Consider the following 23,518-nt stretch of genomic DNA (forward strand, 5'->3'; position numbering starts at 1 on the left):
GGCCGGGGTCACCCGCCTTCGGCCTTCACCGGCACACTGGCACTTTCGTCGTGCTGCCGGGGCGGGTACGGCTCGGACGTGACGAACACCCCGCGGGCGACGGCGCGTTCGAGCCACCACCCCGCGAGCTGTGAGGTGATGATCGCGGTGAGCACCAGGGTGGTGAAGAACGAGGCGTTGACGATGCCCGCGTCGAAGGAGACCGTGGCCAGGACGATGCCGGGCCCGCCGCGGGCGTTCAGGGCGACGGCGAGGTCGATCGCCTCGGACTTCGGCCGTTTCGCGAGCCGGGCTCCCGCGTAGGCGCTGAGGGCCTTCGCCGCACAGGCCAGCAGGATGAAGCCCGCGGTGAACCAGGGGTCGAAGGAGTGCACCAGGTCCAGCTTGAGGCCGACCGTCGCGAAGTAGACGGGGATGAAGAAGCCGGCGGCGAATCCCCGCACCTGGCCCAGCGAGTCACCGGGCGGCCCGTGGCCCGTGCGGCCGGACAGCAGACCCACGACGAACGCGCCGAACATGGGGGCGACGCCCAGATACACGCAGCCCCCGCACACCGCGAGGAGCACGGCCATCCGCACGGCCACCGAGTCCGTACGCCCGCCCGCAGCGCCGCCGTCCCCGGTCCTCGGCGCGGTCCCGGCCCGCGACCGCCGACGCATCAGCGCGGCCACCAGCGCCATCAGCCCGAAGAAGGCCACCGACGCCACCGAGTGGTAGACAGCCGAGGCGTCGGTGGAGGTGACGCCCAGGGTGTGGGAGAGGCCGAAGGCGTCCCCCTGGCTGCCCGCGACCATCCCGAGGGCCACGGAGATGACGACGTTGAGGATCACGTCCTCGACCACCGCGACCGACAGCACGGTCTGCGCGAACCGGGTCCGGATGATGCCGAGATCGAGCATGATCCGCGAGATCACCGGGATGCTGGTCACGGCGACCGCACAGGTGAGGATCAGGGTCAGCGCCGTCGCGTCGTCCGCGGGTCCCAGCAGGCTCCCGATGTCCACCACCTGCACGGCCAGCAGGCCGATCCCGAAGGGCAGCGCCATCCCGGTCAGCGCGATCAGTGCGACGGACCGGCCGTCCCGCCGGGAGAAGAGCGTGACCATCTCCGCGCCCGCGGTGAACATCAGCAGCAGCATCCCGAGCTGGTAGATCAGCGAGGGGCCGAAAGCCACCGGGCCCTCTCCGGGAAACAGCCAGGACTCCGCCCGGGGCAGCAGCCGGCCCAGCACCGTCGGTCCCAGCAGCAGCCCGCCGAGGATCTCCCCGACCACCGGCGGCTGCCGGAGCCGGGCGAAGAGCCGCCCTCCGGCGTGCGCCGCCGCCAGCAGCAGGACGATCGCGGCCAGGACCCGGAACAGCTCAGTCTGGGACATGGAAGTCCAGACTCAGCCGGGAGGCCACCGCCGAGGTGGAGTCGGTGTACTTGCCGTCGTAGCGGATCGGGTCGCCCTGCATCGACCAGAAGGCGAGCTTGCCGATCACCATCCCGGCGTAGACCCGCACCGGGTGGGCGACCTTCATCTCCAGCGTCCACGGAAACACCGCTCCGCTGTGCCCGAGCGGCGCGGAGTACTGGATCCAGATGCCGAGGGTCGAGGCGGACCGGCAGGCGTACAGGGTGGCCGCGTAGTGCGGGCTGCCCATGGCTTCCATGGTGCCGCCGAGGTACATCCGGCCCGGTTCGAGGACCATGCCCTCGGGGCCGATCGTCGCCTGCATGGGTTTCGGCGCCTCGAAGCAGTCGATCACGTCCTGCTCGTACCAGAGGATCTCCTCGGCGAGCCGGAAGCCGTAGCTGTTCGGTTCCAGGCGCTCCGGGTCGAAGTCGTCGATGTGGATGCGTCCGGCCCGGGTCTCGGCCAGGATCTCGGGTCCGCTCAGGATCACAGCCAGCTCCCCAGCAGTGCGTGGACGGCGGAGCGGTAGGTGTCCGCGTCCGCGCTGTTGTCGATCACCGCGTCCGGGGTGATCAGATCGATGTCGCGGGTCGAACGGTCGGCCCGGGACGGATCCCCCCGGCCGTCCAGCCTGCGCAGGCGCACCTCCTCGTCGCAGGTGACGCGCAGCACGCGGAAGCCGTGGGCACGCAGGGCCGGGGCGTCCACATGCGGATCGCGCAGGTCGTCGTTGACGATCAGGCCGGATGCCCCGGCCCCGGCGAGCCGGGAGGTGAAGTCCGCGACGAGCGAGTCCGGCCGGATGCGCCGCATCGCGTCGGCGAGCGCCTCCATCAGCACCTGGTCCTGGGCACCCTCCCGCAGGGGAGCGCCGGCCCGCCGGTACACCTCCGCCTGGAGGTCGTACAGCGGAGCGGCCAGCTTGACCCGGGTGTGGGCCAGGCCCTTGTCGCGCGCGTACTCCTCGATGAACGAGGCACAGGTGGACTTGCCGGCACCGGCCAGGCCCACCACGGATATCCGGAGCGAGGGTCCCGCGGCGGTCATCGCCCGTCCTCCTTCGCCGAGGCACGGCCCAGGACCGCGTCCGGGTCGATGTCGAGGGTTCCGCGCAGCCGCACCATCTCGACCGGGGCGAGCGGGGCGCGCAGCCCGGCCAGGCTCCGGTAGAACGCCGTGTAGTCGGGGACGAGATAGGTCTGCCAGGTGAAGAAGGTGGTGTCGACCTGGCGGTCCACGATCTTGTTCAGGTGCGCCCAGCGCTCGTTGGCGTCCGTCAGACGGCGCACGGTCAGCGGCTCACCCGGTACGACCCGCGGCAGCAGCAGCGCGGCCAGCCGCTTCGGCGCGGCCGTGAACTCCGAGCCCAGCCAGGTCTCGAAGACGTCGGGATCGATGAGGATCTTGTGCCCGGGCTCGTACGTGTCGACCTGCGGGTCCACGTGGTCGCGGACCAGCTGTTCCAGTCGCGGGTCGGCGCGGATCGTGCCGACGCCCACGTACGGGTAGTCGCGCCACGGGTGGACGGTCACCCGCCCGTCCTCGACCGTGCAGAACAGCTTGTCACCCGTGAAGTACCGCCAGCCCGGCCGGCGCAGGGCCGACAGCAGCGTGGTGGTCTTCCCCGCCCCCTTGGGCCCGGCGATGATCACCGCCTCGTCGTCCCGGTACAGCCCGGAGGCGTGCAGGACGACGGTGCCCAGGTCCTCCTCGTGCCGGATGACGAGATCGCGTACGAAGTCGATGACCTGAACCGTGGACCGCTCCGTGACGCGGACCAGGAAGGCGGTGTCCTTGGCGGTGTCGGCCGGCGCGTCCAGCAGCGTGTTCCGGTTGACGTAGCGGTGCCGGCCGTCGGAGTCCACGCGGTGCGCGTCGAAGTTGAACTCGGCGGCGCTGCTGCGCCGGATGACCGACTCCGGCAGGTCCCACACCCCGGGGTCCACGTCCGCGTCCGGGTCGTAGGAGCGTACGTCGACGGAGAAGGTGACCTCGCCGGCCGGGGAGGGCCCGAGCAGGTGCCGGAAGAAGCGGCGGACGGGTTCGAACGCCCCCTCCGCGTCCTCGGCCACGTCGAACCGTACGGTCGTGTGCAGGAAGTTCAGATAGACACTCATGCTCGGATCGCTCTCTGTCAGGCGGCGCAGGCCGTGAGGGCGCGCAGCAGTTCGTCGGCGTGGGCGCGGAAGGACTGTGACCAGATGGGTTCCAGCAGCGGTGCCAGGCCGTCGACCCCCAGGGCGTAGTCGAGTGCGTACGACACCAGCGTTCCGGCGCCGTCCGGGGCCAGGGACCAGGCCCCCGACAGGCTCTCCAGGTCGCCCGCGGTCTGCTCGAACCACAGCCGCGGCCCCGGCCCCGCAGCCTCGCGCTGGGTCCAGGTCACCGCGCTCCCGTTGAGCAGCACGGTCCACTCGCTGGTGCGGAAGTCCTGGTCGCGCGCGGCCAGGGGCCGTACGGACACCACGTGCCGGGCCCGGTCCGCGATCAGCGAACCGTCCTTGACCAGCGTCCATACGTCCTCCGGTGTCCGGTCCCGGATCAGCGTCCGGGCCTCGACCTTGGGCATGCGTTCCTCGCTCTCGTGTGGGCGGTCCGGGGACCGAGGGATCAGGCGGCCTTCATGAACGGGGCGAGGAAGCCGATGTCGAGGCCGGCCGCGCGGGCGAGCTCCGCCCAGACCCGAAGGGTGCGCAGCATGTCCCGCTGGCCCTCGGCGACCAACCGGTCGGGCAGTTCGCCGGGGAAGGCGTCCAGCAGCCGTTCCCACAGCACGTGGATCTCGTCCACGGCGCACGCACCGCCGCCGAACTCCTCGTGCAGCCCGAAGGCGGCCGCGAGTTCGGGACCGGTGGCGTCGGCGACCTCACGCATTCCGTACTCCAGCGCGAGGGCCAGGCAGTGCGCGTCGTCCACGGGGGCCCGCCCCGCCAGGCGCTGGTCGATGTCGAGCAGCTGCTCCAGGAAGCGGAGCTTCGCGGCCTGTTGCATCTGCGGCTGCTCGGTGCCCCCTTCGAGGTCCTCGATGTACGCCCGCCCCTCCGCCAGCATCAGCCAGGCGGCCTGCACCCATGCCTCGACGGCCTGCGGGCCCGCCATGATGTGCCCCGCCCGCACCGAGGGAAAGGGGGTCAGCTCGTCGGCGCCACGCACCTCGCGCGGTGTCCGTTCGCGGTTCTCGGTCATCTGCGATTCACCCCTGTCTACTGTGTGCCTCATCGCCCCGCCGCCTCGCCCGGGTAGCCGATACGCAGCCGGGCCGCTCCCGCCCGCAGGGACCTCAGCAGGTTCGCGGCGGCGCGCGCGTCGAGCCCCGCCGGTGCGTCGAGTCCCGCCGGGGTTCCGGTGAACGGCAGGTCGGAGCCGGCGTCCGGGAGTACGACTCCGCCGCCCGTGCCCAGGGCGAGTGAGGCACCCGGCAGAAAGCGGTGCACACCCCCGGTCTGTTCCACCTCCACCGTGACGGACGCGCCCGTGCCGGTGGCGCGTACGGCGGCCAGGACCAGGTCCGTGAGCGGCAGGGCCAGCGGCTCGCCGGCCGCCGACGGGTCGAGGAAGGTGTGCACGCCCTTGCGCAGCTCCTCAAGACCCAGCGCGACCGTGTCCAGGTGCTCGTCGGTCCGGCCGCCCTCGGTCATCAGCCTCGTCCAGCGCAGCACGTACCACTTGCGGGTGGTGTACACCTCCCCCTGGTGTGAGAGCAGCGCGTCCATCAGGTGCAGCAGCACGTTGTACGCGTAGCCCACCCGGCCACGAGTCTCGCCGGCCCGCTCGGCCAGCGCGGTGTGCACGACCTGCTCGACGGCGTTGTGCAGGGCGGCCCGGCACCAGACCCGGCTCAGGGAGGGCAGCGCCTCCAGATACGGGGCGGTGCCGTCCAGGGTGAGGCCGTTGACGATGCGCTCGGTCTGCTTGCGGCGGGGCTCGCGCTCCTTGTCCCAGACGCGGAAACCGGCCACCGTCCCCTCGGCCGGCAGGCCCGCGAGCCGGTCCAGCTCGCCCAGGTTCGAGGCGAGTTCGGCCTCGCTGAAGGACACGACCTCCAAGTGGTGGCCGTTCTCGAAGATCTTGGTGGAGATCCGGGGGCCGTCGATGGGCTCCCGCTGGATCCGGATGAAGTCGAGGTCACTGGTCGGGTTGGCCAGTCCCTGCACGGGCGAACTCGTCAGCAGCAGCAGCCCTTCACCGACCTGTTCGCGCATCAGCCCGGACAGCCACGCCGGGTCCAGGTCGCGGCCGGCCAGGAAAGCGGTCACCTGTGCGTGACGGCGTGCCGTCAGCTCGTCGGGGGACAGGGCGTGGGGAAAGCGGGACGGCATGACCCTCACCTTTCGTGTGTCGCTGCGGACTCGTGCTTCGGTGCGGACGCGTGTGTCGCCGCGGACTCGTGTGTCGCCGCGGACTCGTGTCCCGGTGGGTGCGAGGCGGCTCGGTACAGGGTTTCGGCGGACGGCCCCAGGCCCGCCCCGCCGAGCACCAGCGCGGCCGGCAGGGTGTTGTCGACGGGGTCCGCCGGGGCACCGGGAGCGATTCCGGGTCCGACCGCGGCGTGGACCGCGTGCAGCCTGCTGTCGCCGGTGTTGACCACATGGGCCCCGGGCTTGGCGGACCACCGGACCACCTTGTCGCCGCCGAGCAGTTCGGCGCTCGGCTGGTAGTCGTCGCCGAGGGCCACGTACACCACCTCGGACTCCGGCCGGGTGCCGGTGAGCGTCCGGCCGTCGGTGTCGAGGAAGGCGGCCACCACCGGGCGGCCCGTCTCCGGGTCGGTGATCGAGGAGAGCGCCGCGCACGCCCGGGCCATCAGGCGGTGGGACCGCGCGGGGTCGGCGGCGGCCTTCGGGGAGACCCACAGGGAGCCGTTGTTCGCCGGGTGATAGAAGATCTGGGACCCGTCCGGGTCCAGCGCGCCGTCCGCACCGGACGCGGCCAGTCCCGCGCGTACCAGCTGGTCGTTGAGGTGCACCAGACGGCTGCTGCCGACCATGCCGTGGTCGGCCCCCAGGATCACGGTGTCCTCCTCGCGGGCCCGGTCGAGCACCCGCCCCAGGACGGTGTCCGACCAGGCGTAGCAGCGCCGGATGTACGACCACACCCGCTCGGCGATATCGGGGCGGTGCGCGGCGCTGCGCTCGTCGCACCAGCCCAGGAACTCGTGGCCGACGTCATCGGTCATGGGCAGGTAGACGACCACCAGGTCCGCCTCGTGCGTCTCCAGGACCCCCTCGGCCGCCGCCGCGAACGAACGGGCGACGCACTCCACCGACGAGAGGAAGACCTCCTCGGCGGAGCCGTCGCCTCCCTCGGCCAGCCGGGGCCCGAACTCGCCCCGGCGGTAGAGCGGTCCGACGCCCTCGCCGGCGAACGGGAGACCGTGGGCGAGGCGGTGCACGCTCCTCGCGTTGCGCCCACCGGTCCGCGTCCGCCAGACCCCCGTGTGCACCAGCACCAGCCGCCCGGCCACCGGGACGCACCGCACCCAGGTGCCGTTGTACCGGTCCAGGCCGAACGGCCGCCACGGGGCTCCGGGCGTCAGGATCAGGTCCTCGCCGCCGGTCAGCCGGATCCGGGGCGCGGCCTCCGTCCCCTCGGCGCCGACCGTCACCTCGTACGGGCCGATGGTCCAGTGGTGCGTCGCCCGGCCGGGGTCCAGGGCGAGCAGCGCGTGCCGGACCAGCCGGCCGCTGTACGCCTCCACCGCGCTGTCCACGTGCGGCCCGACCCGGTCGTCGGCGGCGAAGACCCAGGGGGCATGGACGAGCGCACTCGTCAGGTCCTTCTCGGCCAGCGCCTCCCACACGGTCGGCACGGCCGGGAAGTCCGGTGCGAAGCCGCTCACATGGCTGGCGACGCCGTCCCCCGCGCCCGGCACCGTGAATCCGGTGACCTTGTGCTCGGTCGGCCAGGTGCCGGTGAACAGCGTGGCCAGGGACGGCGGGGTCTGGCAGTTGGGACGGGCCGGCCGCGCGGCGGCGAAGACACCGCGTTCCCGCATCCGGGTGACGGAGGGCAGCGCCCCCTCCCGCTCCAGCCGGTCCACCACCCAGTGGGCCCCGGCGTCCCAGATCACCCAGTAGACGGTCATGCCACGCCCCACGCCCGCAGCAGCCCCGGCAGGTCCGCCACGGAGTCCAGTTCGGCGGACGCCTGCCCGGTGAGCCCCTCCGCCCGTTGGTCCTCGTACTTCCCGGTGCGGACCTGCACGGTACGGAAGCCGGCCGCCCGGCCCCCCGCGATATCGGTCGTGGCGTCGTCACCGACCACGACGCACGACTCCGCGGACAGGTCCAGGGACCCGGCCGCGAGCGCGAAGAAGTCGGCGGAGGGCTTCCCGAGCACCGTCGCCTCGGCCCCGGAGGCGTAGGCGACGGCCGCGACCACCGCACCGGTGTCCAGATGGTCGCCGTCGGCCCGTTTGAAGTAGCGGCCGGTCTGCAGGGCGATCAGCCGGGCCCCGCTCCGTACGGCCCGGAAGGCTCCGTCCAGCGCGGCGTAGTCGAGCGTGTCCCGGCAGTCGCCGATCAGCACATGGCTGTACGGGGGCTCCGCCGCCAGCGTCGGCAGCACCGTGCCCAGCTCCCGTGACACCAGGGGATAGGTGCGGGCACCGGCCGCCGTCAGCAGCCGGGCCGCCGCCACCACCGGGGTGAACAGCTCATCGGCGTCCACGGCGATGCCGTACTCCGCCAGCTCCTTCCGGATGCGCTCGGACGGTTTGGAGTCGGTGTTGGTCAGGAAACGCAGTCCCACGCCCAGCTCGCGAAGCGCCGCCAGGGCTTCGACCGCCCCGTCGATCACCGCGCCCCGGGCGTAGAGCGTGCCCTCCAGGTCGAGGAGGACGGCGCGTACGGGGGCCGCCGGCATCAGACCGCCTTCCGGACGAGCTCGGGCCGGGCCGCGACCGCGTCCTTGAGGAAGGTGCGCTTGGAGTAGTAGCCGCGCCGGTCGTCGAGGCCGTGCTCGCGCAGGAACGCCTCCAGCCAGCTCACGATCTCGTCCATCTCGGCCAGCACCGCGTCCTCGTCCGGCGGGACGGCGACCCGGCTGCGCAGATACTCCAGTTCGCACTGGTTGAGCGTCACCCGGTGGTCCTCGACCAGGCTGCAGTGGTCGAAGAAGATGCCGTAGACGTGCCCGGTGCGCACCGATTCGAAGTTGACGTCGTAGCGGACGCGGCGGAACGAGGGCAGCCGGACGGCCTCCACCCCCAGCTCCTCGCGGATGTACCGCTCGAAGCCGCCGTCGTCCGTCAGGTCGAGGCCGTAGGTGTGGCTCTCCCGGCGGTCGAAGCCGTCCTCGGCGTACCACTTCCGCTTGAGGAGGTGCTTGCCGTCGGTGGTGGGGATGAAGGAGGCGTAGCCGACCTCGGCCTCCGTGGGGCCGGTCACCTCGAAGAGGTGGTTGAGGTAGTCCCACGCCTGGTACTCGTCCCGGTACTCCATCACATAGCCGGGCAGCGAGCCGCCGAGCAGACTGCCGTACATCTCGACGGTGAGGGTCCAGATGTCCACCGGCGGGCTGAGCGTGTACTTGTACTCCAGCTCGCGGCCGGCGAAGCACTTGCGGTAGTACCGCTGGTGGTTGTTGAGGAGGAGGAACTGCTCGGCGTGCAGCCGGACCGCCTCCGGCAGCCATCCCAGCTCCTCGACGCCGGCGGTGGGCACCGGTTCGGGGGTGATCCGGATGAAGCAGGCGTCCTCCGCCAGGAACCTGATCTGACTGTGCACATGGGCGTGCTCGCCGTCCGCGGTGACATAGAAGAGCGGTACGAGGGGACCGGTGGGTCCGTCGGCGGCCTCGGAGACCGCCGTGCGTACCGCCTCCCCGGGCAGCATGCCGGGGAACAGCTCCTCGCCCCGCGCCTTGGTGGCGTGCCACCGGCTTCCGCCGAAGGTCCGGGCGGCCGGCTCCAGGGGCCCGAGCGCGTCCCAGCGCAGCACGACGGTGTTGCTCGGGAAGGGCTGTTCCACCGGCGCGCCGAGCTCCACGAGGACCACCGGGTCGGTGTCGGCGAGCGGGGCGGTGCCGTTGAGGAGGTGCAGCCCGCCCAGGACCAGCCAGGCCCGCCGGGCGGCGGGGCCGGTCGCCGGGGCGGCGGAGGTGACGGTGCGGCTCATGCGCGTTCTCCCTTGCGGCCGGTCGTCGCGACCGTGCCATCGCTGATCACTGCTTCGGCCCCTTCGATCCCGGCGGCGGTCACCGCGGGAATCCCCGCCTCGCGCAGCAGGATCGCCAGGTGCCCCAGGGCGGAGCCCCGGTCGAAGACGAATCCGGCCACGTGCTCGATGAGGACGGAGAGCACCGCGTACGGCCGTGCGGCGCTGATCACCGGCTTCTCGTCGTACGAGGTGACCAGGTCGAGAATCCGGCCGAGCCCCTCGTGCTCGGTGACGTCCTTGGACTTGTCGATGGAGACGGCCGGGCCGATGGACAGCCGTCGCAGCATCTCGTCGTCGTCGATCCGCAGCAGCGGTCCACGAGCGGTTCCCGGGGAGATGCAGACCTCCCCGCGGGCCACCGTGACATCGTCGTCGCCGAGGACCGAGTGGTCGACGAAGTAGAGGGTGCCGCCGTCGAGGACCCATTCCAGGGTCACCGGACCGTGCACCGCGTGCATGGCCGCCGTGAACCGGGCCAGTTCGGCGAGATGCGGGCGCAGGACGGCCCCGGTGCCGGGCCACACCGGTCCGTCCGCACCGCCGAGCACCGCGGCCACGTCCTCGACGACCACCGCCTCGCCGCCCGCCGTGCCCCGGTTCAGGGCCATCAGGCCCTCCTCGGCGTACTCGACGACCAGCCCGCCCGAGGCCGTCCGCCGGGAGATCACGCCGAGTTCGCCCCGGATGAAGTCCCGCACGATGACCGTGTGCAGCTCCGTACCGTCGGGGGCCGCCCCGGTGGTGACGGCGAGCTGTTTCGGGACCTCCGCCTTGGGCACCACGATCTGGCGCAGGTTCTCGCCGAAGTCGAGGACGCACTCCCCGGAACCGCCCGCGAGCAGCCCGCGCAGGGTGGCCGTGCCCTCGCTCCCGTGCAGACCCAGGCCGTTGAAGCGCAGGACCCAGCCCGGGCCGGTGGAGATCTCGTGCGCGTGTGCCAGCCGGTGTGCGGGTCCGCGCTTGGCGCTGTAGCCACTGTGCACGGCCGCCACGGCTCCCAGGCCGAAACCGGCCGGCAGCTCGTCGGTGTAGAGGCGGTGCGCCTCGGTCACCGGCTCGGGGGAGCGGCCCGCCACTTCGCGGGAGGCCGTGAGCGGGCGTACCTGGACGAGGTGGACGCCCTGGGCGTCGGCGGCCCACTCGACGTCGACGTCGTGCCCCCGGCTCGCCCGCAGCCGGCGCACGAGGTCCACGACCTGACGGAGGGTCTCCTGCTCGGCGTCGTCCTGGCCGGGGTCGGCCGGCTCGTCCGAGTCGATGCGCCGGGGCACGGCGACGCCGGCGACGAGTTCGTCGGCGAGCCCGTCGACGTACTCGACGCAGACCCGGTCACCGTCGCCGTCGAGACCGGTGAACGCCACTCCGGCGAGGTCCGGGCGGACCAGCCGCTGCACGATGACGGCGAGGCGTGGCTCGGGCGAGAACCGGCCGGCCCGGATGCGGGCGGCCACGGCCGGGGCCTCGTAATACGAACGCCAGCAGGCCTCCACAGCCTCGATGACGGCGTCCGCGCCGGTGATCCCGAGGTAGGACGTGTGGATGCCGGCGAGGCTGGAGCTCTCGGTGTCCTCGTCGAGTCCCGAGGAGCGGACGGCCAGTTCGACCTCCGTGCCCCCCGACGGCGGGAACATCTCGGCCAGTCGTACGGCCAGCAGCTCTCTGGCCTGGTCGGGCATCCGGATGCCGGCACCGATGTCCCGGATCGCGGCCACCGAGTCGGTGAAGAAGGCTCCGACCGTCGCCTTGAGATCGGTGAACGCGTCGCCCAGCGCCGCGTTCTGCGCGTCCGTGAGCGCGTCGGTGAACTCGCCCGCGGGCACACAGATCGCCGCCGGGACCCGGAAGTCGTGGTGGCAGGCGGCGAGCTGGCCGAACTTGGGCCCCGTCTCGGCCGGGTCCACGCTGGTGCCGAGTCCGGGGAAGCGCTGGCGGGCGAACTGCTTGTCGAAGTCGATGTGGATGTCGCTGGAGCGTGGGCCCGCCGACCCCTGGTACTTGCCGTCGTAGAGGACGATCTCGCCCTGGGGGCGCCACCACATCATCTGGCCGATGTTGATGCCGGGATACACCCGGACCCGGTTCATCGTGTACAGCTGCAAGGTCCACTGGCCCGTGTACCCGATGTCACCCAGGCTGGCCGAGAGGTTGATGAACAGGCCGAGCCGTGCGACCGAGGACCGGGCCGCGAAGGTGGGTGCGTAGTGCTCGCTGCCCAGGACCTCGACCGTATGGGCCAGATAAAGCCTTCCGGGCTCCAGGACATAGCCCTCGGCCGGGATCTCGATCTCCTCGAAGTCGTTGGCCCGCCGGGCGTCCAGAGGCATGCTCGCGTAGGTGCGCAGCGTGGTGCCGAGACGGAAGTTATAGCTGTTCGGGTTCACCTGTTCCGGTGCGAACGGCTCGATCGTTATGCGGCCGTTCGTTCGTTCTCGCTCGATTTCCGGCCCGGTGAGAATCATGGGTCGTCCCGTTCGCTCGATCTGTGGAAGAGGGTGTACGGGCCCGTGCGGCGAGCTCGCGGAGCACGCCGAGTGCGTTGTGAGCAGGGGTAGTTGGGGGGACCGGGGGCGCTGTTGTGGGACAGGAGGTCATGAAGTTACCTTCGCTCGGGCGCAAGTTCCCGTTCACCCACCGACCACCTCAGTTCCCGGTGCAGGGGGGTGGTGGATGAATCACCATGCCAGACCGTGCAGATGAATGAGCGAGGAGCGAGGATCAGCTAGCTGCATGGCAAGTTGCTGACATGCCTAGTAAAAGGGGGAGTAATGGGTGCCGAGGCAACAGCGGGCGAGGGTGGGGTGTCCGAAAATACCCTGCGGACTGTGTATGAATATGCACTGCACCATACGGACGGCCGTACATTTTCGGTCAACTGCATAAGTAAGCACACCGATGTGCCCCTCGCGCAGGTGACCATGGCCGTTCGAGAACTCCACGCCATGGGCCTGCTCAGTGGTGGCCGGGACGAAGGGCTTCGGGCCGTGGCGCCCGAGGAGGCCGTGGCCTCCGTGGTGGACCCCCTCGACCGTGAGATACGCACGCGTCGCGCGTTCGCGGAGGAGAGGCGGGCTTCCATCATGTCCTTCCTGCCGGTGTTCCAGTCGAGCCAGTACTCGCGGGAGAGGAAGAGCAAGTTCGAGATCCTGGAGGAACTCGCGCAGATCCGGACGGCCATCGCCGACCTGACCGCGCGGGCCCGGACCGAGATCCTCACGGCCCAGCCGGGCGGCCCCCGCGAGGAGGGCGCTTTCCAGGAGGCGGAGCTCCACGGCCGGGCCGTGCTCGACCGGGGGGTGCGGATGCGCACGCTCTACCAGCACACGGCCCGGTCCAATCCGGCCACCGCCGCCTCCATCACCCGGCTCTCCCGGCTGGGTGCGCAGATCCGGACCACCGACGACCACTTCAGCCGGCTGCTCGTCTTCGACGCCGAGACGGCGATCATCTTCCTCCCCGGAAACCCGCGGAGCGCGGTGGTCGTCCGCGAGCCCCATATGGTGGCCTTCATCGTGGACACCTACGAGCGGCTGTGGCTGGCGGCCGAACGCTGCGTCCCGGCCGCCGGTGCCCGGAGCGAGGTGGCGGACGACATACGGCAGGCCATCGTCCGTCTGCTCATGGAAGGGATGACGGACGCCTCCGTCGCCAACCGCCTGGGCATGTCCGTACGCACCTGCCGTCGCCATATCGCCGACCTCATGGAAGAGTTGGGCGCCCAGAGCCGTTTCCAGGCCGGCTACCTGCTGACCGCCGGAGCCGGCCGCGACGGCGCGCTCCCCGCGACACGGGAGGTGCGCCCATGACCGGCGAGGACACCGTGACCGTGCACGGCGAGGTACGCCCCGGATTCGAGGGCGTCCGTGAGGCATTCACCCAGGTGGTACGCGACCAGCCGGAGCCCACCGGACTGCAACTGGCCGTCCACCGCGACGGAGAACGCCTGGTCGACCTCTGGGCCGGGCCCGGCACCCGGGCGTCGAGCCTCATGGGTGTGTTCTCGGTGAGCAAGGGAGCCGTCTACCTCGTCGTGGCGATGCTCGTCCAGGACGGTGTCCTCGACCTGGACCGCCCCGTGGCCTTCTACTGGCCCGAGTTCGGACAGGCCGGCAAGGAACGGATCACGCTGCGCCAACTGCTCGCCCACCAGGCGGGCGTCATCGGTGTCGACGAGGGCTTCACCGTCGAGGAACTGGCCGACGACCAGGTGATGGCCGAACGGCTCGCCGCCCAGGCCCCCTACTGGGAACCCGGGACCGCCTTCGGCTACCACGGACTCGTCATAGGCGCCCTCACCGGGGAGGTCGTCCACCGGGCCACCGGCCGCAGCCAGCGGGACTGGTGGGAGCGGCGGGTGCGCGCCCCGTACGGCCTGGACTTCCACCTGGGGCTGCCGGAGGAACTGGAGCCCCGCTATCTGCCCGTACTGCCCGCGGTGGCCGGGCCGGAGGAGGCGGTGGAGGAGGAGAACCACCTGCGGGACATCGCCTTCAGCACTGCGCACCTGCCGAGCCTCCACGCCTTCCCGAACCACCGGCTGACCAGGGCGCTCGGCCAGGGAGCCGCCGGCGGTGTCGCCTCCGCCCGGGGGATGGCCGGTGCCTATGCGGCGGCGATCGGGGTGCTGGACGGCCGGCCGCCGCTGCTCGACCCGGACACCGTGAAGGCGTTCGGCCGGGTCCACTCCGAGGGCATCGACCGGGTGGGCGGCGGCGAGAACAGCTTCGGCCTCGGCTTCCACCCCCTGGGGCTGCGGTACCGGGGCCTCGGCCCGGACGCCTTCGGGCACGGGGGCGCGGCCGGGGCCCTGGCGTTCGCCAGCCCGCGGCTGGGTATCGGATACGGGTACAACCGCAGCCGGTTCGCCCTCGGGGACAGTGCGGACAGGGAGAACACGCTGCTGATCGACGAGGTGGTCAGGGCGATCGACCGCACCGCCGCTCAGGGTCGTTCGTCGGGAGCACGTGGAGTCAGCGGCTCTGGCAGCATGCACCGAGGGTGATGCGGAGCGGCACGGGGGGGGGTTGAGGGCATGGCAGAAGAAGGCACGGAAGCGGGTACGACCGACGGGACACCGGAGCTGTGTTTCCGGATTCTCGGGCCCCTGGAGGCCACGGCCGGAGGCGACCGGCTGCTGCTCTCCGGTGTGGTGCAGGAACGAGTGCTGTCCATGCTGCTCCTGGAGCCCGGCCGGGTCGTGCCCATGCCCCGGCTCGTCGAGGCGGCCTGGGAGGAGGAGCCGCCGGCCACCGCCTCCCACCAGGTCCGCAAGGCCGTCTCGGACCTGCGGCGCCGGCTTCCGGGCGACGGGGTCATCCTCACCGACGGCAGCGGCTACCGCATCGTCGTCTCCCAGGCGCAGCTGGACCTGATGGAGTTCGACGCCCGGATCCGGGCCGCCGACGAGGCGCTGCGCGAGGGCCGTCGGGAGGAGACCGTCACCCTGCTGGAGGCCGCGCTCGGGCTGTGGCGCGGCTCCGTCCTCTCCGGCCAGGGCGGCTCCGTGATCGAGGCCGCGGCCACCGCCCTGGAGGAACGCAGGCTGGAGGCGACCGAGGGGCTCTGCGACCTGCGGCTGCAACTCGGCGTCAGCGGTGAACTCGTCGCCGGACTGCGCGTGCTGGTCGCCGCACACCCGTTGCGCGAGACCTTCCGCAGGCAGCTCATGCTCGCCCTCTACCGCACCGGGCGGAAGGCCGAGGCGCTCAGCGAGTACGGACAGGTCCGCGAGTACCTCGCCGAGGAACTGGGCGTCGACCCGGGCCCGCCGCTGACCAAGCTCTACGAGGAGATACTGCGCGACGAACCCGGCCTGGTGCTGCCGCGCCAGGGGCCCCCGCCCGCCCCGGACGAACCCCCCGCGTCGTCGGTCCGGGTCTGCACCCTGCCCCAGCCGCTGGCCGACTTCACCGGCCGGGCCGGGGAACTCGCCGAACTCCTGCGGTGTGTCGCGGCGTCCGAGCGCCCGGACGGCACCGACAACAGAGCGGCCCGGGTCGTCGCCGTCGACGGCATGGGCGGCTCCGGCAAGACCTCGCTCGCGGTCTGGGCCGCGCACCTGCTCGCCGACCGCTACCCCGACGGGCAACTCCATGTGGACCTGCGCGGGTTCACCCCCGGCGAGCAGCCGCCGGTCCCGCCGGGGACCGCCCTGCACCACCTGCTGACCTCACTGGGCGTGGACGACGACCGGATCCCCAGCGACACGGAGGCCAGAGCCCACCTCTGGCGGACGCAGGTCGCCGGCCGGCGGCTGCTGCTCCTCCTGGACAACGCCGCCCACGTCGACCAGGTGATGCCCCTGCTGGCCGCTTCCCCCGGCTGCCTGGTGCTGATCACCAGCCGCTCCCGCCTGCTGGACCTCGACGGCGTCAGCTGGGTCTCCATGGGCCTGATGACGCCGCAGGACAGTGCCGCGCTCGTGGCGGCGACCCTGGGCGCGGACCGGGTCGGGGCCGAGCCGGAGGCGGCGGCGGAACTGGCCGAGCTCTGCGGCCATCTGCCGCTCGCCCTGCGCATCGCCACGGCCAGGCTGCGCAACCGGTCCTCGTGGACCCTGCGCTACCTCGTCGAACGGCTCCGCGACGAGACCCGCAGACTCGACGAACTGCGTTCCCCGCAGCGCAGCGTCTCCGCGACCCTGCATCTGTCGTACATGGCCCTGGACGAGCCCCAGCGCACGGCCTTCCGCACCCTCGGACTCCACCCGAGCACCGGAGTGGACGTCCACTCGGCCGCCGCCCTGCTGGGCACCGGACCCCATGAGGCGGAATCGACCCTCGAAGTCCTGCTGGACATGCGGCTGGTCCAGCAGCCGCAGGTGGGCATCTACACCCTCCACGACCTGGTGCGCAGCTTCGCCCGCAGTCTGTGCGGTCCGGCGACGGCGCAGCACGACCACGAGGTGGTGGAACGGCTGCTCGGCTACTACCTCACCGCGACGGACATGGCCTGTCAGGTCCTCTTCCCCGGACGCGAACAGCGCGACAACGGGATTCCGGCGTACGAGGGCAGCCTGCCGTCCTGCGTCGACGCCGAGGCGGCCCGTGCCTGGTTCGACCGTGAGCACAGCGGTCTGCTGGCCGCCGTCTCGCTGGCGGAGCTGCGCGGCCTGCACCGCCACACCGTCTGCCTCACCCGCAACGTCAGCTTCCATCTGAACGCGCGCGGACAGTTCGACGACCTGTGGAACACCTGCCGGAGCGCCCTGGCGGCCGCCCGCGCTCTGGACGATCCCCAGCTGCTCTGCGTCACCCTGTCGAACGTCGGGGTGGCCTGCTGGAAGGTGGGCAGGTTCGCCGAAGGCCTGGAAGCCGCGCAGGAGGCCAGAGACGTCGCCGTCGCGCTCGGGGACCGGCGTATCCAGGCCCACAGCGAGTCGACCATCGGACTGCTCGCCTCGATGCTCGGCCGGTACGAGGAGGCGCTGACCCTGCTGAGCGAGGCCGTCGACCGCTCCGCGAAGCTGGGCGCCAGCCGCGCGGAGGCGGAGGGCCTGTCCACCCTGAGCACGCTGTACGAGAAGTGGGGCCGGTACACGGAGGCGGCGGACGCGGCACGCCGTTCCCTGGAGATCAGCCGGAACATCGGCTACCACGGCAATCTGGTCATGTCGATGACGGATCTGGCGTTCGCCCTGGTGGGGCTGGGGCAGCTGGAGGAGGCGGAGGAGAATCTCGCACGGGCGCGGGCGCTGAGCGAACTACGGACCGCGCCGGGGGACGTCGGGCTGGTCCTCGCCCTGTCCGCGAAGGTGGCGCATCTGCGGGGGCGGGTCCCCGAAGCCGAGCAACTCGCGGTCCGGGCCGTGGACATCGTCCGTACCGGGGCGACCCCCGTACGGCTGGCGGAGGTGGAGAACCTCATCGGCCATCTGCGGTGCGCGCTGGGGGACCACGAGGCCGCTCTGGTCCTGCACCGCCACGCCCGGAAGGCGGCCGTGGACATGGGTTTCTGCTCGGAGGAGGCGTCCGCGCTGGCCGGTACCGCCCGCGCGGAGGAGGCGCTCGGCGACACGGAGGCCGCCGCGGGGCACCGGGCCGAGGCCGATCGGCTCTACGCCTTCATGGGGGTCCGCAATCCGCAGACCCTGTGCGCCTGAGCCCTGGGGCACCGCCCGGTTCAGGGGGTGGTGGGGGGGTTCGCGGGACCGGCGTTGTTGGCGAGGACCGTGCTCGTCGCGGTCGCGTCGTTCCCGGCCAGTCCGGCGTCGACGGCCACCAGGAGCGCCGGCGCCGTCATGAGCAGGACGGCGACCAGGCCGGCGATGCGTGCGGTGCGGCTCTGGCTGCGGTTCGTGTGCGTGTTCATCTCGAACTCCTTCGGAGGATCCGGGGTGGTGGTGAGCGGTCCGGCTTCCGGTCCCGCTCTCGACGGATCCCAAGGTGCCGGGGGGCGTTCCCGGGCGGTTACCGCTCCGTTCCCGGATCGAGGGAGGCGACCTGGAGCGGGGTTCCCGTGACCTTCACCGGGCTGGGACCGGCGGGGGTGAGCGCCACCTCCGTCCGCATTCCGCCGAACTCGTGGCCGATCAGATCGAGCAGGCGGCGGACCGTCTCCCGCACACCGGCCTGCTCCGACTCGCCCAGGGGCGGCCGGCGCTCCGGCCAGGCGATGCCGAGAAGAAGGTGCATTCCGCTCACGGACACCGTGTCGACCAGGCACACCGGCTCCGGTTCGTCCCCGTCCGGGTCGGCGGGTCCGGGCGCCGGCTCCCGGCCCAGGATCCTCCGCAGCTCCGCCCGGTCCGGGAGCCAGGACGCGGTGCGCGCGGGGCCGGGGTCCAGGTTCCGCAGGGCGTCGAGCACGGCGGGTTCGGCGTCGCCCCCGCTCACGACGTAGTCGATGCCGGATCCGGCGCCCGCGTCCGCGACCAGGTCCCGCAGGGTGCGGGCCGGGTCGTCGGTGGTCAGCGTCCGCTCGGGCGGAATCCCGCAGGCGGCGCCGGAGCCGGTGCGGCGCAGCGCCCAGGGCTCCAGCCCGGTGTCCGAGACGGCGCGGACGAGCCCGTCGTCGGGGGTGAGCAGCAGGACGCGGCAGGGCTTGTACATCAGGCTCGCCTCGCTGGTGATCCGGTCCGGCCGGAGGGGACGGGGGACTCCGTCACGGCGGGGGCGCTCAGGTGTCCGGCTGCCAGAGCCGCGTAGAGAGCGGCCCCCGACAAGAGCACGGACTCGTCGAAGTCCGCACGCGGGGAGTGGTTGTCGGGAGCGGTGAGGGGGTCGGCGCCCGGCGTGGTGGCGCCGAGGAACACCATGGCCCCGGGCACCTCGTCGACGACGCGGGAGAAGTCCTCGGAGCCGGTCATCGGCCGGGGCAGCGTCTCGTAGCCGTCCGCCCCGAAGAGTTCGCGGGCGGTACGGGCCACGGTGTCCACCGCGGTGGCGTCGTTCACGGTCACGGGGTAGAGGGGCCGCCAGCGCACCTCGGCCGTGACGCCGTGTGCCGCCGCCACGCCGTGGCAGACCTCGGTCAGCGCCTGTTCGGCGCGGGCCCGGGCCTCCGGGGAGAACGTACGGACCGTGGTGTCGAAGACGGCGGTGTCCGGGATGATGTTGTTCTGCGTGCCGGCGTGGAAGGAACCGGTCGTCACCACGACGGGGTCGAAGACGTCGAACCCGCGGGTGACCCGGGTCTGCATCCCGACGACCATCTCGCAGGCCACCGGCACGGGGTCCTGCGCCGTGTGCGGCATCGCCCCGTGACCGCCGGTCCCGCGGACCGTGACGGTCAGGTTGTCGACCGCGGCCATGGTGGGCCCGCCGCGGGCGCTGAAGCGGCCCGAGGGCCGTCCGGAGGCGGTGACGTGCAGGGCGTACGCGGCCGTCGGCCGGTTCCCCGAGACGTCCAGGACCCCTTCGTCGAGCATGAGGCGTGCTCCGTCGTGCCCTTCCTCGCCGGGTTGGAACATCAGGACGACGTCCCCGGCCAGCCGGTCCCGGTGGTGGGCGAGCAGCCGCGCGGCGCCGGTCAGCATCGCGGTGTGCAGATCGTGTCCGCAGGCGTGCATGGCCCCGTTGCCGGACGCGAAGTCCAGCCCGGTCAGCTCGGTCACCGGCAGGGCGTCCATGTCACCCCGGAGCAGCACGGTCGGGCCCGGCCGTGCCCCCCGCAGTACCGCGGTCACCGAACTGAGCCGGCGCCCGGTGGAGACCTCAAGACCCAGCCCGTCCAGGGCGTTCAGCACGGCCTCCTGGGTGTACGGCAGCTCCAGGCCCACCTCGGGCCGGGCATGCAGGGTCCGCCGCAGCCGGACCATGTCGTCCTGGACGCTCCGCGCGTCCTCCAGCAGACCGTCGGTCGGGCGGCCGCTCATCGGGCCACCGCTTCCCGCAGCCGGCGCGGGCCGGTCCCGGCGGACTCGTCGCGTATGACGTCCGACAGCCTTCGCACGCCCTCCCGCACGGCGCTCACGGCCGGGTAGGAGTAGGAGAGCCGCAGATTGCGCGCGCCGCCCCGGGTGTGGAATCCGGCCCCCGGCACATAGGCCACCCCGCCGTCGATGGCGCGGGGCATCATCGCGCGTGCGTCCAGGTGCTCCGGCAGGGTCAGCCAGACGAAGAACCCGCCCTCGGGCACCGTCCAGGACACACCGTCCGGCATCGTGACGGCGAGCTCGTCGAGCATGGCGTCCCGGCGTTCGCGGTACAGGCTCCGCACGGCGCCGAGATGGCCCTGCCAGGACCAGGTGCCCAGGAACCGGCTCACCGTCCGCTGGGCGAGTTGCGAGTGGGAGAGCATCGCGCTCTCGGCGGCGAGCACCAGGGTGTCCGCCAGCGCACGCGGGGCGCGTACCCAGCCCACCCGCAGCCCCGGAGCGAGGGTCTTGGAGAACGAGCCCAGATAGATCACCTGGTCCGGGGCGTCGGCGCACAGGGCCCGGTGCGGCTGCTCCCCGAAGTGGAGCAGCCCGTACGGATTGTCCTCGACGATCAGCACACCGGCCCGCCGGCAGACCTCCAGCACCTCCCTGCGGCGGGCGGCGCCCAGCACCCGGCCGGTGGGGTTGTGGAAGGTGGGCACCGTGTAGAAGAACTTCGCCGGACGTCCCTCGGCCGCGCACAGGGCGAAGGCGTCGGCCAGCGCCTGGGGCACCACACCGTCCTGGTCCATGGCGACCTCGACCACGCGGGCCTGGCCCGCCGCGAACGTGCTCAGCGCGGTGACGTACGTGGGCCCCTCCGTCACGACCGTGTCGCCCGGATCGACGAGCACCCGGGTCACCAGGTCGAGCGCCTGCTGCGATCCGACCGTGACCAGGACCTCGTCGGGGGGTGCCGCGATGCCCTCCGCCGCCATGACCTCGCAGATCCGCTCGCGCAGCACCGCGTCGCCCTGGGCGGAGCCGTACTGGAGCGCGTCCGGACCCGCGGTGGCGAGTACGTCCTCCAGGACCGAGCGCAGCGCCTGGTCGGGCAGTGCCTCGGGGCTGGGCATCCCCCCGGCCAGCGAGACGACGTCGTCACGGGCCGCCATGGAGAACAGGGCCCGGGTCTCGGAGGGCACCATGCGGCGAGCCCGCTCGGCCAGGCGCAGCGGTGGGGCCGTGACCGTGTCCAGGAGCGGGATCGGCTGGAACGAGAGCATGGGGTGTCTCCAGAGGGCGTGGTGGCGGATGGGATGCGGGTGCGGTGCGGCGGTGGGACCCCGGCGGGCTCAGGCCGCCGGCGTCAGCTCCGGTTGGGCCCCGGCCTCTTCCTTCGCCGCTGCGGCGGTCCGGGGGACGAAGCGGACGGCCGCCCAGAGCCCGCAGGCCGCGAACGGCACCAGCAGGGCGGCGAGGGTGAGGAAGGCGGCGGTGAGCGACTGCCGGGCGGCCAGGCCCAGCACGGGCATCAGGGCGGCGGTGCCGCCGCCGATGGCCAGGAGCCGCAGCGAGGCCATCTTCGCCTTGTCCATCGGTCCCGCGTGCTGCTGGAGGAGCGTCAGGAGCAGGGTGATGGCGTTCAGGTTGGCGAAGCCGGCCAGGAAGAACCCGACGTAGTGCAGGGCGGGCGCGGTGGTGAAGGCGAGGGCCACCGCGATGACCGCCTGGAGCGAGACCCAGACCGGGAGCAGCGCCTGACGCACCGTGTACCTGGTGAAGAGGGTCGCCGTGATCATCCCGGCCCCCAGGGTGCCCTCCAGCGCCGAAATGGCCCACGGCTGCCCGCCGTGCCAGGCGTCGACCAGGGGCACCACCAGGGTGGAGAGGCCGTAGGAGTACACGAAGTCGCCCGCGCACATCAGGACCATCCCGAAGACCACCACCTCGTGGCGGTGCCGGCGGAACAGCCCCGCCCAGTCGTGCAGAAGACCGGGCAGCGCCGAGCGCAGGGTGCTCTCCCGGAGCCGTCCGGCCGATTCCTGGCGGGGTACCCGGAGCCGGGAGACCACCGTCGCCGCCACCGAGGAGACCACCACGTCGACCAGCAGGGCCTGGGTGGCCGTACCGACCATCAGGACCAGGCCGAGGGCCGCCATCCCGATCAGGCTGCCGGCCTGGATCGCGATACCGATCAGGCTGTTGAAGGCCACGGCGCGTTCGCCCGCGATGTGGTGCGCGGTGAACTTGAAGAAGGCGGTGCGCTGGACGTTGTCGAAGATCGCGAGGAAGACGGCGGCCGTGCCGACCACCGTGACGACACCGTCGCCGGTGGAAAGGGCGATGACGATGACGCCCACGGTCAGTGCCCGCAGCACGCTGCACAGCACATAGACGATCCTGGAGTCGAAGGCGTCGACCACCGGCCCGGAGAACGGGAGCACCGCCACCGCGCCCAGCCCCTGGAGGGCGAAGATCATGGCGAATGCCTGGGCGTTCCCGGTGTGCTGGAACAGCGTCTGTCCGAGGGCCAGGGTGTACAGGCCCATGCCGATGCTCGACACGAGGATCGAACCGAGCATGGTGCGCGCGGTGGTGTCGCGGAGGATCATGAGCCCATCACCCTGACCGTGGCCTTGCCGGTGTTCCCGCCGGCCAGCATCTCCAGGAAGGCGTCGACGATCCGGTCGAAGCCCTCGGTCACGGTGTGCCGGTCCAGGACCGTTCCGGCGGCGAGCGCGGGCAGCAGCAGCCGCTCCAACTCGTCCTGTGCGTCACGGTGGTTGCGTACCAGGAAGCCCTCCAGCCGGATGCTCTTCTCCACCAGGTCGAAGAGGTTGCGCGGTGCCGGTGGCGGCTCGGCGGAGTCGTACTGGGCGATGGCACCGCACCAGGCGATCCGTCCGTACTCGCGCATCGCGCCGATCGCGGCCTCCAGGTGCTCGCCGCCCACGTTGTCCACGTAGACGTCGATCCCCTCGGGCGCCGCCTTCGCCAGCTGCTCGGCGAGCCCGCCCTCCCGGTAGTCGAAGGCCGCGTCGAAGCCCAGCTCCTCGGTGAGGAAGCGGACCTTCTCCGGAGAACCGGCGCTGCCGATCACCCGGCCCGCGCCCATCAGCCGCGCCAACTGCCCCGCGGCACTGCCCACACCGCCGGCCGCGGCCGAGATGTGGACCGTCTCGCCGGGGTTGAGCCGGGCGATGCGGCTGAGGGCCACATGGGCGGTGAGGCCGGTGCCGCCCAGGATCCCGAGGTAGGCCTCGGGCGGTACGCCGGGTGTCCGCGGCAGGACACGTACGTCCTCCGGGCGCACGACGGCGTGGGTGCGCCAGCCCTGGCGGTGGAAGACGAGATCGCCTTCGGTCAGACCGGGGGCGCGGGAGGCGACGACCCGGCCGATGGAACGGCCCTCCAGCGGGGCCGACAGCTCCCATGCGGCGTCCATGTTCTCCCGCATGTACGGGTCCACGGACAGGAGCTGGTTCTCGACCAGCGCGGTGCCGGGCCCAGGGGCGGGCACGGGCCCCTCGACGAAGGCGAACTCGGCGCCGGTCGGCCGGCCGCGGGGCCGGCTCACCTGCTGAACGGATCGGGCGGTCTGAGACATCAGGACTCCAGAACGGTGTGGGAGGGGGCGGGGAGGGGGGAGCGCGGCGGTA

20 protein-coding genes are annotated in these 23,518 nt (G+C 72.1%); 3 read left to right on the forward strand and 17 right to left on the reverse strand.

The window, feature by feature from the left end; genetic code table 11:
• Positions 1 to 8: 8 nt before the first annotated feature.
• The 11 genes from ACIQZN_RS06300 to ACIQZN_RS06350 are packed head-to-tail and all read right to left on the reverse strand — an operon-like array spanning position 9 to position 12,018.
• Positions 9 to 1,376, reverse strand: a complete 1,368-nt coding sequence (locus ACIQZN_RS06300) for a cation:proton antiporter (RefSeq protein ID WP_403988881.1) — start codon at positions 1,374 to 1,376, stop codon at positions 9 to 11.
• Positions 1,363 to 1,890 (reverse strand): dCTP deaminase domain-containing protein, encoded by a 528-nt coding sequence (locus ACIQZN_RS06305; protein WP_403988883.1) that lies wholly within the window; start codon positions 1,888 to 1,890, stop codon positions 1,363 to 1,365. The genes ACIQZN_RS06300 and ACIQZN_RS06305 overlap by 14 nt, the downstream gene beginning before the upstream one ends.
• Positions 1,887 to 2,447, reverse strand: coding sequence for a hypothetical protein (locus ACIQZN_RS06310; protein WP_403988885.1), 561 nt, complete (start codon positions 2,445 to 2,447; stop codon positions 1,887 to 1,889). Before ACIQZN_RS06310 ends, ACIQZN_RS06305 begins: the two co-directional genes overlap by 4 nt.
• Complete coding sequence (locus ACIQZN_RS06315) at positions 2,444 to 3,517, reverse strand: hypothetical protein (protein ID WP_403988887.1); 1,074 nt, start codon at positions 3,515 to 3,517, stop codon at positions 2,444 to 2,446. The genes ACIQZN_RS06310 and ACIQZN_RS06315 overlap by 4 nt, the downstream gene beginning before the upstream one ends.
• A gap of 17 nt (positions 3,518 to 3,534) precedes the next feature.
• The gene (locus ACIQZN_RS06320; protein ID WP_403988889.1) at positions 3,535 to 3,969 is read right to left on the reverse strand and encodes a type II toxin-antitoxin system RatA family toxin; all 435 of its coding nucleotides are present in this window, start codon (positions 3,967 to 3,969) and stop codon (positions 3,535 to 3,537) included.
• A 41-nt stretch (positions 3,970 to 4,010) separates the two neighbouring features.
• Positions 4,011 to 4,586 (reverse strand): DUF6031 family protein, encoded by a 576-nt coding sequence (locus tag ACIQZN_RS06325; RefSeq protein WP_403988891.1) that lies wholly within the window; start codon positions 4,584 to 4,586, stop codon positions 4,011 to 4,013.
• A gap of 29 nt (positions 4,587 to 4,615) precedes the next feature.
• Positions 4,616 to 5,719, reverse strand: a complete 1,104-nt coding sequence (locus ACIQZN_RS06330) for a DUF6001 family protein (protein WP_403988893.1) — start codon at positions 5,717 to 5,719, stop codon at positions 4,616 to 4,618.
• Between the two features lie 5 nt (positions 5,720 to 5,724).
• Positions 5,725 to 7,485: an alkaline phosphatase family protein gene (locus tag ACIQZN_RS06335; RefSeq protein ID WP_403988895.1), complete on the reverse strand. Its 1,761-nt coding sequence runs from the start codon at positions 7,483 to 7,485 to the stop codon at positions 5,725 to 5,727.
• Positions 7,482 to 8,264, reverse strand: a complete 783-nt coding sequence (locus tag ACIQZN_RS06340) for an HAD hydrolase-like protein (RefSeq protein WP_403988897.1) — start codon at positions 8,262 to 8,264, stop codon at positions 7,482 to 7,484. Before ACIQZN_RS06340 ends, ACIQZN_RS06335 begins: the two co-directional genes overlap by 4 nt.
• Entirely contained in the window at positions 8,264 to 9,517 is a 1,254-nt protein-coding gene (locus ACIQZN_RS06345; protein ID WP_403988899.1) for a hypothetical protein, read from the reverse strand. The genes ACIQZN_RS06340 and ACIQZN_RS06345 overlap by 1 nt, the downstream gene beginning before the upstream one ends.
• Positions 9,514 to 12,018, reverse strand: coding sequence for a dCTP deaminase domain-containing protein (locus ACIQZN_RS06350; protein WP_403988901.1), 2,505 nt, complete (start codon positions 12,016 to 12,018; stop codon positions 9,514 to 9,516). The genes ACIQZN_RS06345 and ACIQZN_RS06350 overlap by 4 nt, the downstream gene beginning before the upstream one ends.
• Positions 12,019 to 12,474: 456 nt before the next feature.
• On the opposite strand from ACIQZN_RS06350, the gene ACIQZN_RS06355 reads away from it, so the two are divergent.
• The 3 genes from ACIQZN_RS06355 to ACIQZN_RS06365 are packed head-to-tail and all read left to right on the forward strand — an operon-like array spanning position 12,475 to position 17,657.
• Positions 12,475 to 13,362 (forward strand): LuxR C-terminal-related transcriptional regulator, encoded by an 888-nt coding sequence (locus ACIQZN_RS06355; protein ID WP_403988903.1) that lies wholly within the window; start codon positions 12,475 to 12,477, stop codon positions 13,360 to 13,362.
• The gene (locus ACIQZN_RS06360) at positions 13,359 to 14,558 is read left to right on the forward strand and encodes a serine hydrolase domain-containing protein (RefSeq protein ID WP_403988905.1); all 1,200 of its coding nucleotides are present in this window, start codon (positions 13,359 to 13,361) and stop codon (positions 14,556 to 14,558) included. The genes ACIQZN_RS06355 and ACIQZN_RS06360 overlap by 4 nt, the downstream gene beginning before the upstream one ends.
• Before the next feature lie 30 nt (positions 14,559 to 14,588).
• Positions 14,589 to 17,657, forward strand: a complete 3,069-nt coding sequence (locus ACIQZN_RS06365; protein WP_403988907.1) for an AfsR/SARP family transcriptional regulator — start codon at positions 14,589 to 14,591, stop codon at positions 17,655 to 17,657.
• Between the two features lie 20 nt (positions 17,658 to 17,677).
• Here ACIQZN_RS06365 and ACIQZN_RS06370 read toward each other — a convergent pair whose 3' ends face one another.
• From ACIQZN_RS06370 to ACIQZN_RS06395, 6 genes are all read right to left on the reverse strand, one after another.
• Entirely contained in the window at positions 17,678 to 17,866 is a 189-nt protein-coding gene (locus ACIQZN_RS06370) for a hypothetical protein (RefSeq protein WP_403988909.1), read from the reverse strand.
• 98 nt (positions 17,867 to 17,964) lie between these two features.
• Positions 17,965 to 18,606, reverse strand: a complete 642-nt coding sequence (locus ACIQZN_RS06375) for a hypothetical protein (RefSeq protein ID WP_403988911.1) — start codon at positions 18,604 to 18,606, stop codon at positions 17,965 to 17,967.
• Positions 18,606 to 19,871: a M20 family metallopeptidase gene (locus ACIQZN_RS06380; RefSeq protein ID WP_403988913.1), complete on the reverse strand. Its 1,266-nt coding sequence runs from the start codon at positions 19,869 to 19,871 to the stop codon at positions 18,606 to 18,608. Before ACIQZN_RS06380 ends, ACIQZN_RS06375 begins: the two co-directional genes overlap by 1 nt.
• Complete coding sequence (locus ACIQZN_RS06385; RefSeq protein ID WP_403988914.1) at positions 19,868 to 21,142, reverse strand: PLP-dependent aminotransferase family protein; 1,275 nt, start codon at positions 21,140 to 21,142, stop codon at positions 19,868 to 19,870. Before ACIQZN_RS06385 ends, ACIQZN_RS06380 begins: the two co-directional genes overlap by 4 nt.
• Before the next feature lie 69 nt (positions 21,143 to 21,211).
• On the reverse strand, positions 21,212 to 22,471 hold the full coding sequence (locus ACIQZN_RS06390) for an MFS transporter (protein ID WP_403988916.1): 1,260 nt from the start codon (positions 22,469 to 22,471) through the stop codon (positions 21,212 to 21,214).
• A complete protein-coding gene (locus tag ACIQZN_RS06395; protein ID WP_403988918.1) occupies positions 22,468 to 23,466 on the reverse strand; it encodes an NADP-dependent oxidoreductase in 999 nt (332 codons plus the stop codon). The genes ACIQZN_RS06390 and ACIQZN_RS06395 overlap by 4 nt, the downstream gene beginning before the upstream one ends.
• Positions 23,467 to 23,518: the final 52 nt, after the last annotated feature.

This window comes from Streptomyces sp. NPDC097595 (assembly GCF_044761525.1).
GTDB lineage: Bacteria > Actinomycetota > Actinomycetes > Streptomycetales > Streptomycetaceae > Streptomyces > Streptomyces drozdowiczii_A.

Excerpts from the sequence above, each read along its gene's own strand:
- ACIQZN_RS06300 (WP_403988881.1), bottom strand. The coding sequence starts at position 1,376 with ATGTCCCAGACTGAGCTGTTCCGGGTCCTGGCCGCGATCGTCCTGCTG.
- ACIQZN_RS06310 (WP_403988885.1), bottom strand. The coding sequence starts at position 2,447 with ATGACCGCCGCGGGACCCTCGCTCCGGATATCCGTGGTGGGCCTGGCC.
- ACIQZN_RS06315 (WP_403988887.1), bottom strand. The coding sequence starts at position 3,517 with ATGAGTGTCTATCTGAACTTCCTGCACACGACCGTACGGTTCGACGTG.
- ACIQZN_RS06320 (WP_403988889.1), bottom strand. The coding sequence starts at position 3,969 with ATGCCCAAGGTCGAGGCCCGGACGCTGATCCGGGACCGGACACCGGAG.
- ACIQZN_RS06325 (WP_403988891.1), bottom strand. The coding sequence starts at position 4,586 with ATGACCGAGAACCGCGAACGGACACCGCGCGAGGTGCGTGGCGCCGAC.
- ACIQZN_RS06330 (WP_403988893.1), bottom strand. The coding sequence starts at position 5,719 with ATGCCGTCCCGCTTTCCCCACGCCCTGTCCCCCGACGAGCTGACGGCA.
- ACIQZN_RS06335 (WP_403988895.1), bottom strand. The coding sequence starts at position 7,485 with ATGACCGTCTACTGGGTGATCTGGGACGCCGGGGCCCACTGGGTGGTG.
- ACIQZN_RS06340 (WP_403988897.1), bottom strand. The coding sequence starts at position 8,264 with ATGCCGGCGGCCCCCGTACGCGCCGTCCTCCTCGACCTGGAGGGCACG.
- ACIQZN_RS06345 (WP_403988899.1), bottom strand. The coding sequence starts at position 9,517 with ATGAGCCGCACCGTCACCTCCGCCGCCCCGGCGACCGGCCCCGCCGCC.
- ACIQZN_RS06350 (WP_403988901.1), bottom strand. The coding sequence starts at position 12,018 with ATGATTCTCACCGGGCCGGAAATCGAGCGAGAACGAACGAACGGCCGC.
- ACIQZN_RS06355 (WP_403988903.1), top strand. The coding sequence starts at position 12,475 with ATGGCCGTTCGAGAACTCCACGCCATGGGCCTGCTCAGTGGTGGCCGG.
- ACIQZN_RS06360 (WP_403988905.1), top strand. The coding sequence starts at position 13,359 with ATGACCGGCGAGGACACCGTGACCGTGCACGGCGAGGTACGCCCCGGA.
- ACIQZN_RS06365 (WP_403988907.1), top strand. The coding sequence starts at position 14,589 with ATGGCAGAAGAAGGCACGGAAGCGGGTACGACCGACGGGACACCGGAG.
- ACIQZN_RS06370 (WP_403988909.1), bottom strand. The coding sequence starts at position 17,866 with ATGAACACGCACACGAACCGCAGCCAGAGCCGCACCGCACGCATCGCC.
- ACIQZN_RS06375 (WP_403988911.1), bottom strand. The coding sequence starts at position 18,606 with ATGTACAAGCCCTGCCGCGTCCTGCTGCTCACCCCCGACGACGGGCTC.
- ACIQZN_RS06380 (WP_403988913.1), bottom strand. The coding sequence starts at position 19,871 with ATGAGCGGCCGCCCGACCGACGGTCTGCTGGAGGACGCGCGGAGCGTC.
- ACIQZN_RS06385 (WP_403988914.1), bottom strand. The coding sequence starts at position 21,142 with ATGCTCTCGTTCCAGCCGATCCCGCTCCTGGACACGGTCACGGCCCCA.
- ACIQZN_RS06390 (WP_403988916.1), bottom strand. The coding sequence starts at position 22,471 with ATGATCCTCCGCGACACCACCGCGCGCACCATGCTCGGTTCGATCCTC.
- ACIQZN_RS06395 (WP_403988918.1), bottom strand. The coding sequence starts at position 23,466 with ATGTCTCAGACCGCCCGATCCGTTCAGCAGGTGAGCCGGCCCCGCGGC.